The organism is Anabaena sp. WA102 (assembly GCF_001277295.1).
Classification (GTDB): Bacteria; Cyanobacteriota; Cyanobacteriia; order Cyanobacteriales; family Nostocaceae; genus Dolichospermum; species Dolichospermum heterosporum.
In genome coordinates this window covers 2,060,380-2,075,200 of the sequence record NZ_CP011456.1, presented here as the reverse complement: position 1 = coordinate 2,075,200, position 14,821 = coordinate 2,060,380, and the positions used below count along the sequence as shown (strand labels likewise).

Genomic DNA, 14,821 nt, shown 5'->3' with positions numbered 1-14,821 from the left:
TGTAAAATCAGAACTCCAAGAAATAATTAAAAAATATTAAAGCCCCATAGCCAGAGTATGCAAAACTACTCAAAAATGGCTATGAGGCTAAAATATTTTACGAATTGGAAATGATATTTTTAATCAATTTCCCAATCATGGAGGCAATCTTGCCAATTTACTGGAAATCGCCGCTATCAAGTTTAATATTGCCTATTTGCACCGCTGTAAACAAGCAGGAATTAAACCTCATTTAGCAAAGTTCATGAAACTTTCGCTGAGTTCTTTATTAAATTTTTGACAGACGAAAAGGATCTAGTTTCAGATCCCTTTTTTGCCTTTAACACAACGGACTTTACTACTGTAAATTAGCAATACCGTTAGTTAAGTTTGGACTTAAACGAGAACTATTTAATGGCAACTAGCTAAGGTTTTAGTCAAAAGTAGAGACTTGATAAATCACACTACCACTTTTGCTATTTTTTAGCTTGTGAACTGAAGGCTTGAGACTTTAAATTTTAGACTCCTGCCAGCAGCTTTAGATTTCACCATTAACCTGCATTTGATGAACTTGATCTGCCAATTCTTGACAATTTTGATCATCTAACTTATCAATTGCCAACATTCCCATGAGAATAACTTCTTTCAAAGTTAAGCGAGTTGAATGTGCCTGTTTTTGCACAATCTCCTTAATGATGGGAGATACACCGATTGCTGTACTAGCTCTAGCCACGTTATAAAAAGAAACATTAATGACATCGGATAAATCTTAGCACTTTTCGCTAAGTTATTCTACATCCCCGGAACTGATCTACTTTAGTTTCGATAAATCTTTGTATGTCTAATCCAGACTATAAATAGCAAACAGACTCAATAATTCTGCAAATCTAACTTTTTAACTACGGACATAACTCTTCTGTAGCAAGCATTTTAACGATTTACTTACTCTGCTACAAACAGCCGTGTTACTGAAATCACACAATAAAATAACGCAATTTATTTAAGTATTAATAATAACATTGCTTATAGAGATAGGTGTAAATAAACGTAGCTATCTTAAAAAAATAAATACTATTTAAAGCTTATCAATTCGACTTCCTAGCGTTTTATTGCTGTTTTTTTAGCAACAAAAATTGATACCTATATAATTATTTATTAATTTTTCTTACAACTCACAACATAAACAATTAATTATTGTCATCTATCAAAAGTATGAAACCTAAAATTTAGTAAATCATCAAGGGATAAGATTTTGAAAAACGATGGTAACAGTGAGATACTCAAAAAGCTGGAAAGCTTATACAGTAAATCTTCTAAAATGGAAAATCCCAAAATTTAGTGTTGATTAATCCTGACGGGAGGATATTTATCGTGATTCAAAGGATTGAATAGCGTTGAATAACTTAATATTATTAAATATTGTAAACTAGCAAAATAAACCCTGTCTCACTTAATGATCGATTGACAATCAAGACAGTCGCTACGAATCAAAGCTTTTTTTAATGTGGCGAAGGTATTGAGTTCAAACCTATAGTTTTTTGATAGCAAACCGCAAGTTTGCAAGATAGATGGGGTATAGACAGAAATCGAAATCTTCCTGAATTCACTTAGTTAACGCTGTCATAAGAAAAAGTAGTGAATACGCACAAGGAACAAAACAACGATGAGTGAACCTTATCTGTTGGCTGCAAGTTTATTAACAGGATTGGTCATACCAATATCAACACCCCCCCAAATAACCAATCTTCCCAAAGATTCTCTATCTTTATTGGATTTAGCCGAGGGTTTCCAGGTTTACGAGGGCAAAAGAAATTCTCCACGTCAAATTGCTGTACCTGAATTTAGTAATCAAATTGAAAAGTCCTCACCAGCAAATAAGAGTCTTGTCAAGACTGATAAATCATTACCAGAATTTAGTAGACAAACACCGACGACCGTTGAACAGTCATCAGTAATCAGGAAAAACCTCCCCACCTTAGAGATTCTCTTATCAGAATTTAGACAGCATGGGTTATCAATACCTGTTAAATCATCCTTTAACTTAAATTCCCCAACGACACCAACTAAATCACCTATTTCTGGTAGTCAACTCTACCAGCAAAGATTAGCATCACTTATATCTGGTCAGATTTATACGCGCACTGATAATGATGAAAATTTAGCATTGTCTGGGGAATCAAATAAGGCAGATAAACTGACTTATCAAGACTGGAAAAGCTTATTAGCTTTGGAAGCTAAAGCTATGGCTAAAGGTCAAGGTGCGAATCGGTTGAGTATTTTAGTAGGTGATTCTTTAAGTTTGTGGTTTCCCAAGGACAAACTACCTACGGGTAAATTATGGCTAAATCAAGGTATATCTGGAGATACTTCTGAGGGCGTTTCTAAAAGATTGTCGGCATTTTCTGGCACTAGACCTGATGTAATTTATGTGATGACTGGGATTAACGATTTACGTAAGGGTGCTACTGACAAGTCAATTTTGGTCAATTCCTCGCGGATTATTCATAGCTTACGTCAGAGTCATTCCAGCAGTCAGATTATTGTCCAATCTATTTTACCTGTGCGATCGCAGAAAATCCCTAATAGTCGAATTCGTCATATTAACGCCCAACTGGCTATAATTGCCCAAAAGCAAGGGGCTAATTACCTCAACATTCACAATTGGTTTACGGATATTGATGGCAATTTGCGTCCCGAATTAACTACAGATGGATTACATTTATCTTTAGCAGGATATCAAGTGTGGCAATTTGCACTTGAGCAAATAGAATATAGAGTTGCTCAAATTTACAATTGATATATGCAAATTGAATGTATATTAACGTAAGTTGCTAGTTGAAAATGGGTAAGAGACTTCCAAATAAAAAAATGTCCCAAAACTGATGCAAAAATTCTCTCTCTGTGTACTCTGTGCCTCTGTGGTTCGTTTCTTGGGATAATTTATTTCTTGGAAGTCTCTAAGAGGCAAGAGGGAACAGGCAAGGGGCAAGGGGCAAGGGGCAAGAGGCAGGAGTAGTTGACCAATGACCAATGACCAATCACCTTTTTCCCTGCCTAAATTTAGATAATTAGTAACTTAAGTTATATTATTTCACAGATCAGGGTGTGAGAGCTATCACTAAATATCAAATGGTAGATCGGATAAATGATATCGCTTGGCAAGCTCACCAGGGCAGCGTGGCGGCAATTATTCAAGTTTTGAATGAAAGGCTAGTTGTGTCTGGTGTCAGAACTAGAGCAGTTTTTGCGACTGGTATATTACAACTCTTGTGTGAAGCGGCTACAGTAGAGCAACTAGAGCAATCTGTCCTAGTGCCAAAAATTCAAGAAATTTTGGACTCACTTGCACCACGTCATATTCGCCGAGTTAATATTAATAGTCGAATTGTTCGAGAAGAGCAATTATTATGGTTGGAGGAAATTAACCGCGATACTGATGGTCAGTTACTGTGGTCACGGGAAATTACTGTATACCAACCAAATTTGTTGAAGCGGTTAATTCCAGAGTTAACTGAAGTTTATACCAAATCAAGAAAACCTATTTTAACAAAACCCCAATCTTTGCTGAAGAATCGAAGTCAGGGCAAAATTTCTGTCAAAACTTTATTTGTATGGGTTGCTGGTTTATCTTCAATAATTTTACTGGCTTGGTTGCTAGATTTTCGGTTAAGTAATCCATTAAAGAAGCTGTTGCCATTAGTGGGTTCTCAATCTTCTCAAACGGTCAACCAAAGACCGCCAGAATCATCGAATCGTCCTGTGCGCCGAAGTTTTTCTATCCCATTGGATGATCCGTTTGCCGCATCTGTGAGACTGGCTAACCAGGCGACTGTGACTGGTAAAACGGCTATAACTTCAACTCAGTGGTTGGAATTAGCTGCTACTTGGCAACGGGCTTCTGATTTAATGGGTCAGGTTGCACCTAGCCACAGCCGTTATCAGGAAGCACAGATTAGAACTAAGTTGTATAAAAAGTTTAGTGAGGCTGCCCAGAAAGAAGCTCAGAAGAGTAGATATTAACAATGTCTGATAGCGAAGCGTGGCGTAAGCCATATCAGGATGTGCAGGATTTAAGGATGAACAAGATGTATTTTTCCTGTTCTCGACTCGGAAAAATCTTGATCATGTCTGAATCAGGATGTCCAGGATTTAAGGATGAACAGGATGTATTTTTCCTATTCCTCCTGACTCCTTGGGCGCAGTCCCTGCGCCCCTACCTCCTGACTCCTAGCACTCACGAAAAGACTTTTTGGTGCAACCCCTATTTATCGGCTCATTTCTAACATTCTTTGCATGGGTCGGAGTGCGGCTATGCGGATTTCTTCTGGTAGGGTAATTTCTGGGGTGCGGTTTTTCATGGCTAGATACAGTTTTTCTAGGGTGTTTAGCCGCATAAATGGACATTCGTTACAGTTACAATCACTTTGGGGGGGTGCGGGAATAAAGTGTTTGTCAGGTGCTAGTTTTTGCATCTGGTGAATGATTCCTGGCTCTGTAGCCACGATGAATTCTTGACTAGGGCTGGTTTGACAATAATTGAGTAAGGCGGCTGTAGAGCCAATATAACTGGCATGGCGGAGAACGCTGGTTTCACATTCGGGGTGAGCGATCGCTTCTGCATGAGGATGTGTAATTTTTAACTGGACTAGTTTCTTTTCGGAAAAGGTTTCATGAACAATACAGCTACCTTGCCATAACAGCATTTCCCGTCCTGTTTGTGACCTTACATACCGTCCCAAGTTGCGATCTGGGGCGAAAATAATTGGCTGTTCCTGGGGTATTTGCTGGACAATTTTCACAGCGTTGGAACTGGTACAAATGATATCGCTCATGGCTTTAATTTCCGCCGAGCAGTTAATATAGGAAATTACCAAATGGTCTGGGTGTGAGGCTTTGAAAGCTGCAAATTCCTGGGGAGGACAACTATCTGCTAAAGAACATCCTGCATTAATATCTGGTAATAACACCAATTTATCAGGGTTGAGGATTTTGGCTGTTTCCGCCATGAAGTGAACACCAGCAAAGACAATGACATCGGCTTTGGTATTGGCTGCGGCTTTGGCTAATTGTAAGGAATCGCCAATGAAATCGGCAATATCTTGAATATCAGGATCTTGATAGTAGTGGGCTAATATCACTGCATTTAGTTCTGTTTTTAGATCCGCAATGGCGGCAAATAAATCTAAGGGTAAAATGCCTGATTTTGGTTGAGTAAGTGTAGTTGTAAACACAATTAAAAACTGCTTTTAATTACAAATTATTACGTTGTGAATTTAATTATAGTAGTTTTTACCAAAAAGAGTGAGGGATTGATTCTAGCAATTTATGTCCAAATCCGGTGGAGTTTCATATCCTGGAGATATACGGCTTTTTAAAGTGGCATGACCAGTCAGAAAAATCAATCAAAACCTATCAAAATTGCTGTAATTGGCGATGTTCACGACCAATGGGAAGTAGAGGACGGCATAGCACTCCAGCATCTCGGTGTTGACTTGGCGCTATTTGTCGGTGATTTCGGGAATGAGTCGGTGGAAGTGGTAAAAGCGATCGCCTCCCTAGACCTTCCCAAAGCGGCGGTAATGGGCAACCACGATGCCTGGTACTCGGCGACTGAATGGGGACGCAAAAAATGTCCTTATGACCGCACCAAGGAAGACTGGGTACAGGAACAGCTAGATTTATTAGGATCTGCCCAAGTCGGTTATGGTAAGTTAGATTTTCCGCAGTGGAATTTAACTGTGGTAGGTGGTCGTCCTTTTACCTGGGGAGGACCTGAATGGCGATTTGCCCAAATGTGTCAAGAACGCTATGGTGTCTCTAGTTTGGAGGAATCCGCAGATAAAATTGTTAAGGTAGTAAAAAGTGTTACTTATGATCATATTATTTTTCTAGGACACAATGGACCGAGCGGTTTAGGCGATCGCGCTGAGGACCCTTGTGGCAAAGATTGGCATCCTATCGGTGGTGATTTTGGTGATCCTGATTTAGCGGAAGCAATTTCTCAAAGTCTCAACCTCAAGAAAACTGTTTCCCTAGTCGCTTTTGGTCATATGCACCGCACACTGCGCCATACTAAGAAACTGCAAAGAAAGGCTGTGTTTAGAAGTCCAGAAGGAACTATTTACCTAAACGCTGCCACTGTCCCCCGGATCATTCAACAAGACGGGATGAAGTTACGGAATTTTTCTCTGGTTTCTTTGGAGGATGGTTTGGTAACAAAAGCTTCTCTGGTTTGGGTGGATCAAGACTACCACATCGCTACTGAGGAAGTTTTTTATAATTCTTCAGTTTCAGTAGTGCCAATTCTGTAATTATATGTTATGATATTATTTGTCAGTTTTTGTGTTACACATTTCTGGCAAATAATCTGGAGAGGTGGCAGAGTGGTCGAATGCGTCCGACTTGAAATCGGATGAGGTGAAAGCTTCCGGGAGTTCGAATCTCCCCCTCTCCATTTTTTTAATTTTTATCTCACGCAGAGGCGCAGAGTCACAGAGAAGGGCGCAGGTGTTTGATTTACTATTATTTCAGATACAATTGTTTTGATATATAATTTGCTAATATGTATGATTGGTTGAGTTTACAATTCATGATAGTTTGTATTCTATTGTACATACTTAAACTTAATTAAAATTAAATTTGCCATGAAAATAGAAATTGCTAATTTAGGTTTTATTCAAAAGGCAGAAATTGATTTAAAGCCTTTAACTGTGTTTATTGGTGGTAATGGAACTGGGAAAACTTGGACAGCTTATACTTTAGCATCTATTTTAGGTGAATATGGACGTGAACGGTATCTGCAAGCTTATCTGGATAAAAAGACTCAACAGAGATATCCAATTATAGATAATGCAATTGAGGAATTTTTACAAGAAGGAAATGTTCGGATTAATTTAATAGATTTTGCTGAGGAGTTTCTTGAAACATACATTAATGATGTTTCTGCTTTAGCATATACCTGGATAAATAAATTTCTAGCCACAGAGCGTGTTGATTTTAAAAAGATGAAAGTCAATTTTGATTTACTAGACGCTAAACAAGAAATATTTAATAATATCAAAAATCATATTTCAACATTACCATTTTATTTTAGTTCTCAAAATATAAGTAAAAACACTCTCTATAAACTTAAGGAGTTGGGTGAACCCAGTATTTATTTTTATATAGTTTCAATTTCTGAAGGAAGTATTTTAAAAAAATTGCCTGGAAAAGTATTTGAACGAATATTAATTCAAGAGATTTTTACCATAATCAACGAAGCTTTTTATTCATTTATTTATATATTTCCCACAGAAAGAACTGGTGTTTTACCATTCTTTTCTTCAGCTATAAAAATTCAAGATTATGAAGATGATTTTGATGATGAGAATGGAATCAATATACCTAGAATATTAAGTAGTCCAGTAAAACATTTACAATCTAAACTACAAGAAATATATAGAAAACCATTTTCCGATAGAGAAGAAGAAATACAAATTCATCCACAAATTTCGGAATATATTGGATTAGCAGAAATTTTAGAAAATGATATTTTGGGAGGAAAAGTAAATATTGATAACTCTGATTTTGATCAAGAAATTCTCTATCAACCATCAGAAAATATTAAATTAGAAATGACTGTTTCTTCTTCAATGGTAAAAGAATTAGCTCCTTTAGTTTTGTACTTGCGTCATTTAGCTTTACCAAATGAATTACTGATTATTGATGAACCAGAAATGAATTTACACCCAGCCGCACAAGTAGAAATTACGGAATTTTTAGCAATGTTAGTTCAAGCAGGTTTAAAAGTATTAATTACAACTCATAGCCCTTACATTGTTGATCATCTTTCTAATTTAATGAAAGCCGCTAAATATGAAGATAAAGAAAGTCTCAAAGAACGATTTTATTTAGAGCGAACAGAAGCTTTTATTCCTCAAGAGGAAGTTTCTGTCTATCTATTTGAAGATGGTACAGCTAAAAATATATTACATGAAGACGGTAGGATAGATTGGGGAACATTTGGGAATGTTTCAGATGACATTTCCCATATTTTTCCATAATCACTCTTATAATCTTAAATTCAGGAGTGATTTTAAAATGCCTTTCGATCATTTATTGTTATCATGTTGTTTACTACCAGGGAAAACAAGTCATAAAGAAGATGGTGTGGAGGTAAGTTTACAACCAGCAAGTGGTGAAACAGTTTTATTTTTTCATATAGACGAGAAATCAAACCCTAATTGTAAATTTCGTAAATTATTAGAATTAGATAAAGAAGGAATGAAAATCTGTGATTTAATCGTATTTTATGCAAAAGACAATGAAAGGATTATCTGCTTTGTAGAATTGAAGGGTAAGGATATAAACACAGCAAAAGAGCAGGTTATAAATACATATACATACTTTAATAAATTCTTGAAAAAAACTGATTCATCATTAAGTTTTACTGCAAAAACATATATTTTATCTAAAAGTTCTGTACCTCAAGAACTTGATAAATATAAAAAAGAATTAAAGGATAAGTTTGATGAAGGTAACTATGACATTAGCAAAAATTCAGATTTAGGTGATTTTCTGAGAGGTGCGAAGTATCAACCTAAAGGAAAACGAAAGAAATGATTAGAGAAGATCGAGACAGTTAATTAATACTTTTAAATGCGTATTATATGTAAGTATATGTATTTTCAAAGGTAAAAATCAAAAATTTTCGTGATTATTTACTATAATAGGTATAATCAAAATTATCTCTATTATTTATGACTAATATCACCATCTCCAACATTGATGATGACATCAAATATCAGTTGCAAAAACGAGCCGAAAAACATGGACGTTCCCTAGAAGAAGAAGTGAGAGAAATTCTCCGTCTTGTTCTCATCGAAAATACTAAACATCCCTTAAATCTAGCAACTTTAATTGAACAACGGTTTGCAAATTTGGGCGATTTGGAATTACCAGAAATAGCTAGAGAACCTATCCGCACTGTATCAATATTTGAAGAATGATTATTTTGGATACAAATGTTATCTCAGAATTAATGAAGACTCAAAAGTCGGAAATAGTTCGTGAATGGGTAGCTGAAAAACCTTTGATGAGTATGTTTACCACAACCATTACTCAAGCAGAAATTCTCTATGGTATTGCTTTACTTCCTGAAGGAAAACGACGAAAAGAACTTAGTCAAGCAGCACAACTGATGTTTTCTGAAGATTTCGCTGGACGTGTTCTTGCTTTTGATCAAAATGCTGCTGTAGCATTTGCTCATATTGCATCCCAACGACGACAAAATGGGACTCCTATTTCTCAAGCTGATGCTCAAATTGCTGCTATTTGTTACACTCATAAAGCAACCATAGCAACACGCAATGTTTCTGATTTTGAAGGATGTGGTATTTCTATTATTAATCCTTGGAAATATGAATCAGTATAGATAACTACCTTAATAAGTCGCTTAACTTCTGACTCCTGCTATTTTATTCTTAAAGATGTTTGCTAAGTCTTAACTAATATTAATTAACCCCCAGACTTAAATTATGAATTAGTCTGAGGGCAATTTACAAACAAGAGATGCTCCTAAATCAGTGTATTAACCACAGAAGAAGATGCTATCCCATTTTGGGAATCATTGTTAATTGATTGCTGAGGCTGAATTTCTTCCTGTACACCCCGCATTTTAATTAACTTAATTGCCCGGTTGACGCTTTCTGGCAAAACTACTACCAAACTACCATCAGCAGCCATATCTAAGGCTTTGTTAATAGCTGTGGTTTCATCCAAAATTGATTCAAAGCGGTAATTAGGCTTAACTTGGGTAATACCTTCAACAATCAAATCTGAAGCTGAACCACGAGGTCTACCTCTAGTATCATCATCTTCTTTAACAATGATGTAGTCAAAGATATCTGCTGATAATCTACCTAGAGTAACAAAATCTTCGTCACGGCGATCGCCAGGACCACCAATTACACCAATGCGCTGTCCCGTTGTCCAATTACGGACAAATGACCCCAAAGCCTCGTAACTAGCGGCATTGTGGGCATAATCTACCAAAGCATGGTATTTACCCAAATTAAACAAATTCATCCGTCCTGGGGTCTGACTTACAGAAGCACGAAAGCCTCTTAAACCAGCGCGAATTTGCTCAATGGTGACATCTTGAACAAAAGCTGCCAAACTAGCGGCTAAAGCATTAGCAATCATAAATGGCGCTCTTGCACCCATTGTCAAGGGGATATTTTCTGCCCTTTCGATGCGGTGCGTCCAATCACCTTTGACAATGGACAGATAACCATGTTCATAGACTGCGGCTACTCCACCCTGTTGGATATGTTTCCGTACCAGATCCGAGTCTGGATTCATGGTAAAGTAGGCAATGTTCGCCTTAGTTTTTTCTGCCATAGCAGCAACCCGGTAATCATCGGCATTGAGTACCGCATAACCATCAGGGAAAACAGCTTCAGCAACTACGCTTTTAAGATGGGCTAATTGCTCAATAGTATCTATATCGCCGATGCCTAAATGGTCAGCAGACACATTTAATACTACACCTACATTAGCATTTTCAAAACCCAACCCAGAGCGGAGAATACCACCGCGAGCCGATTCCAATACGGCTACTTCTACGGTCGGGTCTTGAAGGATAACATGGGCGCTTTGAGGTCCTGTATTATCTCCCGATTCTACTAAGAAATCACCGATATAAGTACCATCTGTAGTTGTGTAGCCGACAACCTTACCAGTTTGCTTATAAATATGGGCTAACAGGCGAGTTGTGGTGGTTTTGCCATTCGTACCTGTAACTGAAAGTATAGGAATGCGGCTAGATTGTTCGTTGGGGAACAGCATATCCATGACTGCGCCGGCGACATTGCGGGGGATGCCAATACTAGGGGCAACGTGCATTCGGAAACCAGGGGCAGCATTGACTTCAACAATTACACCGTCTAATTCTCTCAAGGGACGGCTAATATCTGAAGTTACGATATCTATACCAGCCACATCTAAGCCGATAATTCTGACTATCCGTTGTGCTAACCAGCGATTTTCTGGGTGAATTTCGTCTGTGCGATCTACAGCACTACCACCTGTACTTAAGTTGGCTGTAGCTCTTAAGTAACAAATTGCTCCCTGGGGTGGCACACTGTTGATGGTGTACCCTTGTCTATCTAGGAGTTGGTAGCTGGTACGGTCTAGTTCGATTTTAGTCAAGACGTTATCATGTCCGTCACCACGTTTAGGGTCAAGGTTTGTTTCTTCAATTAGTTCTGTAATTGTAGATTTGCCATTACCCACCACATGAGCAGGAATTCTCTCTGCTACAGCAACTACTTTGCCATTAACTACTAATACTCGATGATCTCGTCCTACATAATATCTTTCCACAATCACTGAACGAGAAACTTGTCTAGCCATTTCATAAGCGGCTTCTGCGTCTTCCCAGTTGCGGATATCAATGGTGATCCCTCGTCCATGATTACCGTCTAAAGGCTTAATCACGATGGGATAACCACCAACATATTCAATGGCTTCTTCTAAATCATCAAAGAAATTAATGACTGTACCTCTGGGGACTGGTACGCCGTTGGCATCGAGAATCCGTTTAGTAGCTTCTTTATCACCAGCTAGTTCTACACCAAGAATGCCTGTGTTATTGGTCATTGTGGCTTGAATCCGTTTTTGGTGGATGCCATAGCCCAATTGAATTAAGAATCTAGCTGGTAAAGGCATCCAAGGAATACCTTTTTTCTCCGCTTCTTTAATAATGGCTTCTGTGGAAGGGCCTAGTGAAGCATCACGCCAAAAGTCTTTGAGGTCTTGAACGTCTTGCTCTAGTTCGGCTTTGGGATAACGTCCCCGGTCAATAATACTTTGACATAGCCTGACTGCTGCCCGGGCTGCATAGCGACCCGCTTCTTCATTTAGGTACTCAATCACTACCTGGTAAATTCCAGGTGTGACGGTTTCACGGGTGCGACCGAAACCTACGTGCATTCCCGCTAATTCCTGGAGTTCTAAGGCTACGTGTTCCACTATATGACCCATCATGGTGCCTTCTCGCACCCGCATTAGAAAACCACCACGACAGCCTGGGGAGCAGTAGTGACCCTCTAGACTTGGCAGTGCCTCCACTAGTCCTTCATAAAAGCCAGGTATTTCATTTGAGGGGGTTTCGGCAAGTTTGTCTAAGTCTAGGCGCATAACGATCAGTTTGTGCCGTCGAATGCTCCAGTAATTTGGGCCGCGTAAGGTCTGGATCTTGAGGATTCTCATGGGAATAGGTAGATGGAGATTCGTAACCAAAATTCTAGTTTTTTGCTGGAATTGACCGCTAAATTTGGCATTTGAAGCAGTTTTTCCTTCTTAGATGGAATTGATCTAAACTCTAGAAGAAGAAATCAAGATGCGGTCAAATCAGTGTGACCTGATATGCTCTATATCTTCTATATCGTCAGCTAGAGATGCGATGCACAGCAGGTAAAACAGTACGTTGGTAAAGATGGAAGCGATCTCCGTAACTGAGGATATGTAGTCTTAAATTATGTACTGTCAGGGGTTGGTTAGCACTAACGTTGGGTTCATTAGTGTGGGTAAGTTCGGTAGGATCAACAATAGTGACACTGCCTTTGCCCATAACTTGTAGCCAACCATCGCGTTCAAATACGGCACAGGTATCTTCGTCTATACCAATGCCTAATCTATCTGGGTGAGCGGCGATCGCACTAACAAGTCGTCCCATCCGATTCCGGTTATGGAAATGTTGGTCAACGACAACTTCAGGAATGAATCCTAAGCCTGTTGCCATGTCAACTAGGGAACGATTAGGTGTTTCACCACTACCACCACCTGCGATCATGTGATGTCCCATCACGGCTGCTCCAGCACTTGTTCCTGCCAAAGTCAGTTGTCCGGCTCTCACCCGCTGGCGGATAATTTCCATTGCCGGTGTGTCGGACAGGACTCCACAAAGGCGCAGTTGGTCTCCTCCGGTTAAGAAGACACCACTACAGGCTTCGAGGGATGCTTTAATCTCAGGATTTTCGCATTGTTCCCGTTCCCGAATGTCTAATATTTCAACCTTTTCCGCACCCATTTCTTCAAAAATGCGAACGTACCTACCAGCGATAATGGCAGGCTCACGGGAGGCTGATGGAATTATTGTAATATACGCCTTGTTACCGCCAGCACGAACAAAAAAAGTTCTTAGAATTTCACGTCCATGAACTTTATCTTCTGCGCCTCCGATAACTAGTACGGCGGTTTTAGTAGCTTGGGGTGTCCTCATTTCCAGCGATTTAACTTCTAACTGCGGCATTGTGTTTCTGCTTGAGGGAGTCAACAACTTCAGGTTAATTGAACAAGGTTTGTTGCTTGTTAATTTTCGCCTTTGGCTTTGATGAGAGGACACTGCTTGACGCACACGATGCCTCAATTTTCTCATGTCCGTCGTTCTCATAGCCAGCATCTTGTTTTTTACCTATCTACTTTTTCCAGATGGCTCTCATAGTGCTAAATTAACTATAATTCCCTTCTGGACTTAGGATTTAGTCGGTCTTGACACTCTTACTTCTGAGGCTGGTTGGATGTATCCCGGAAGTTGTTAACTTTGGTGGGATTATTAATTTAAATTTAGTAGTGACAATATTTAAACATAAATTAAGTAATTAGAAAAACTTTTGATCTCACTAGGAAATTAAGGATATTGGTATTTTTCGGCACTGTTGGTAGATTTTTAGTTTTTCTATGACTTACAAAAAAGGCAAGAGGGAACAGGGAACAGGGAACAGGGAACAGGGAACAGGGAACAGGGAACAGGGAACAGGGAACAGGGAACAGGGAACAGGGAACAGGGAACAGGGAACAGGGAACAGGGAACAGGGAACAGGGAACAGGGAACAAGGGAGAAATTTCATGCTCTATTCTTCAATTTCTTCCTCCAAACTCCGAACTCCGAACTCCGAACTCCGAACTCCTGAATCCATGCTAGGTTATCAGTTATGGTATTAGCTAAGTATCTACCCTTAAAATTAGTTCTATCGAATCCGAATTACTGTGCGTTTTGATATAGTTACACTTTTTCCTGACTGTTTTACGTCAATCCTCAATTCTGGTTTGTTGGCTAAGGCTTTAGCTAAACAGATTGCTCAAGTGCATTTAGTTAATCCTAGAGATTTTACTACGGATAAGCACCATAAGGTGGATGATCAACCCTATGGTGGTGGTGTGGGAATGTTGATGAAGCCAGAACCGATTTTTGCGGCTGTGGAGTCTTTGCCGATTCTACCCCGTCGAGATGTGATTTTGATGAGTCCGCAGGGACAACCAATGAACCAGCCCTTGCTGCGCGAATTAGCCACGAATTACGACCAGTTGGTTGTGATCTGTGGTCATTATGAAGGGGTAGATGACAGGGTGCTAAATTTGGTGACTCGGGAGATTTCTTTGGGGGATTTTATCCTGACGGGGGGAGAAATTCCTTCGATGGTTTTGATTAATGGTGTGGTGCGTCTACTTCCGGGAACTGTGGGTAAGGAGGAATCGCTGAAGACGGAAAGTTTTGAAGAATATTTGTTGGATTTTCCGCAGTACACTCGTCCGGCAAATTTTCGTGGTTGGCAAGTCCCAGATGTGCTACTAAGTGGTAATCATGCAGCGATCGCTCGTTGGCGTTTTCAACAACAAATTCAGCGCACAGCTTCCCGTCGTCCCGATTTGCTTAAACTTTGGGAAAAAGAGAGGGAACAGGGAACAGGGAACAGGGAACAGGGAACAGGGGGAGTAGGGGAAGTAGGGGAAGTGGGGGGAGTAGGGGAAGTAGGGGAAGTGGGGGAAGTGGGGGAAGTGGGGGAAGTGGGGGAAGTGG

At 39.4% G+C, this 14,821-nt stretch carries 13 protein-coding genes, 1 tRNA gene and 1 pseudogene; 11 read left to right on the top strand and 4 right to left on the bottom strand.

Translation table 11 applies throughout. The features are described from left to right. Nucleotides 1–517: 517 nt before the first annotated feature. Entirely contained in the window at nt 518–712 is a 195-nt protein-coding gene (locus tag AA650_RS09240; protein ID WP_015083627.1) for a hypothetical protein, read from the bottom strand. Between the two features lie 930 nt (nt 713–1,642). Between AA650_RS09240 and AA650_RS09235 the strand changes: the two genes are divergently transcribed. The 3 genes from AA650_RS09235 (at nt 1,643) to AA650_RS27760 (ending at nt 4,262) form a co-directional block, all read left to right on the top strand. Next, the gene (locus AA650_RS09235; RefSeq protein ID WP_053538786.1) at nt 1,643–2,776 is read left to right on the top strand and encodes an SGNH/GDSL hydrolase family protein; all 1,134 of its coding nucleotides are present in this window, start codon (nt 1,643–1,645) and stop codon (nt 2,774–2,776) included. Between the two features lie 332 nt (nt 2,777–3,108). After that, nucleotides 3,109–3,999, top strand: a complete 891-nt coding sequence (locus tag AA650_RS09230; protein ID WP_053538785.1) for a hypothetical protein — start codon at nt 3,109–3,111, stop codon at nt 3,997–3,999. Between the two features lie 2 nt (nt 4,000–4,001). Continuing rightward, on the top strand, nt 4,002–4,262 hold the full coding sequence (locus tag AA650_RS27760; protein WP_199924413.1) for a hypothetical protein: 261 nt from the start codon (nt 4,002–4,004) through the stop codon (nt 4,260–4,262). On the opposite strand, the gene nadA is transcribed toward AA650_RS27760, so the two are convergent. Continuing rightward, a complete protein-coding gene (gene nadA / locus AA650_RS09225) occupies nt 4,245–5,210 on the bottom strand; it encodes a quinolinate synthase NadA (RefSeq protein ID WP_053538784.1) in 966 nt (321 codons plus the stop codon). The two genes, AA650_RS27760 and nadA, sit on opposite strands and share 18 nt — an antisense overlap. Before the next feature lie 150 nt (nt 5,211–5,360). On the opposite strand from nadA, the gene AA650_RS09220 reads away from it, so the two are divergent. The 6 genes from AA650_RS09220 to AA650_RS09195 all read left to right on the top strand — a co-directional run bounded on the left by AA650_RS09220 (nt 5,361) and on the right by AA650_RS09195 (nt 9,391). Next, complete coding sequence (locus AA650_RS09220) at nt 5,361–6,290, top strand: TIGR04168 family protein (RefSeq protein WP_053538783.1); 930 nt, start codon at nt 5,361–5,363, stop codon at nt 6,288–6,290. Nucleotides 6,291–6,348: 58 nt separating this feature from the next. After that, a tRNA-Ser gene (locus AA650_RS09215) sits at nt 6,349–6,433 on the top strand. Between the two features lie 190 nt (nt 6,434–6,623). Next, nucleotides 6,624–8,021 carry an AAA family ATPase gene (locus AA650_RS09210; RefSeq protein ID WP_053538782.1) on the top strand — a complete coding sequence of 466 codons (1,398 nt, stop codon included), beginning with the start codon at nt 6,624–6,626 and terminating at the stop codon, nt 8,019–8,021. A gap of 37 nt (nt 8,022–8,058) precedes the next feature. Next, nucleotides 8,059–8,580 (top strand): hypothetical protein, encoded by a 522-nt coding sequence (locus AA650_RS09205; RefSeq protein WP_168636335.1) that lies wholly within the window; start codon nt 8,059–8,061, stop codon nt 8,578–8,580. A 137-nt stretch (nt 8,581–8,717) separates the two neighbouring features. Next, entirely contained in the window at nt 8,718–8,966 is a 249-nt protein-coding gene (locus AA650_RS09200) for a FitA-like ribbon-helix-helix domain-containing protein (protein ID WP_053538780.1), read from the top strand. Beyond that, a complete protein-coding gene (locus tag AA650_RS09195; RefSeq protein WP_053538779.1) occupies nt 8,963–9,391 on the top strand; it encodes a type II toxin-antitoxin system VapC family toxin in 429 nt (142 codons plus the stop codon). The genes AA650_RS09200 and AA650_RS09195 overlap by 4 nt, the downstream gene beginning before the upstream one ends. A gap of 143 nt (nt 9,392–9,534) precedes the next feature. Here AA650_RS09195 and cphA read toward each other — a convergent pair whose 3' ends face one another. Both cphA and AA650_RS09185 read right to left on the bottom strand, forming a co-directional pair. Then, complete coding sequence (cphA, locus tag AA650_RS09190; protein ID WP_081424191.1) at nt 9,535–12,231, bottom strand: cyanophycin synthetase; 2,697 nt, start codon at nt 12,229–12,231, stop codon at nt 9,535–9,537. Between the two features lie 178 nt (nt 12,232–12,409). Beyond that, entirely contained in the window at nt 12,410–13,273 is an 864-nt protein-coding gene (locus tag AA650_RS09185; protein ID WP_027401350.1) for a cyanophycinase, read from the bottom strand. A 428-nt stretch (nt 13,274–13,701) separates the two neighbouring features. Between AA650_RS09185 and AA650_RS09180 the strand changes: the two genes are divergently transcribed. Together AA650_RS09180 and trmD are read left to right on the top strand one after the other, a co-directional pair. Then, nucleotides 13,702–13,965 carry a hypothetical protein gene (locus AA650_RS09180; protein WP_053538777.1) on the top strand — a complete coding sequence of 88 codons (264 nt, stop codon included), beginning with the start codon at nt 13,702–13,704 and terminating at the stop codon, nt 13,963–13,965. 45 nt (nt 13,966–14,010) lie between these two features. Beyond that, nucleotides 14,011–14,736, top strand: a pseudogene (trmD, locus tag AA650_RS09175) (tRNA (guanosine(37)-N1)-methyltransferase TrmD); the annotation flags it as partial. Nucleotides 14,737–14,821: the final 85 nt, after the last annotated feature.

Excerpts from the sequence above, each read along its gene's own strand:
- AA650_RS09220 (WP_053538783.1), top strand. The coding sequence starts at position 5,361 with ATGACCAGTCAGAAAAATCAATCAAAACCTATCAAAATTGCTGTAATT.
- AA650_RS09180 (WP_053538777.1), top strand. The coding sequence starts at position 13,702 with ATGACTTACAAAAAAGGCAAGAGGGAACAGGGAACAGGGAACAGGGAA.
- AA650_RS27760 (WP_199924413.1), top strand. The coding sequence starts at position 4,002 with ATGTCTGATAGCGAAGCGTGGCGTAAGCCATATCAGGATGTGCAGGAT.
- AA650_RS09195 (WP_053538779.1), top strand. The coding sequence starts at position 8,963 with ATGATTATTTTGGATACAAATGTTATCTCAGAATTAATGAAGACTCAA.
- AA650_RS09200 (WP_053538780.1), top strand. The coding sequence starts at position 8,718 with ATGACTAATATCACCATCTCCAACATTGATGATGACATCAAATATCAG.
- AA650_RS09230 (WP_053538785.1), top strand. The coding sequence starts at position 3,109 with ATGGTAGATCGGATAAATGATATCGCTTGGCAAGCTCACCAGGGCAGC.
- cphA (WP_081424191.1), bottom strand. The coding sequence starts at position 12,231 with ATGAGAATCCTCAAGATCCAGACCTTACGCGGCCCAAATTACTGGAGC.
- AA650_RS09210 (WP_053538782.1), top strand. The coding sequence starts at position 6,624 with ATGAAAATAGAAATTGCTAATTTAGGTTTTATTCAAAAGGCAGAAATT.
- AA650_RS09235 (WP_053538786.1), top strand. The coding sequence starts at position 1,643 with ATGAGTGAACCTTATCTGTTGGCTGCAAGTTTATTAACAGGATTGGTC.
- AA650_RS09185 (WP_027401350.1), bottom strand. The coding sequence starts at position 13,273 with ATGCCGCAGTTAGAAGTTAAATCGCTGGAAATGAGGACACCCCAAGCT.
- AA650_RS09205 (WP_168636335.1), top strand. The coding sequence starts at position 8,059 with ATGCCTTTCGATCATTTATTGTTATCATGTTGTTTACTACCAGGGAAA.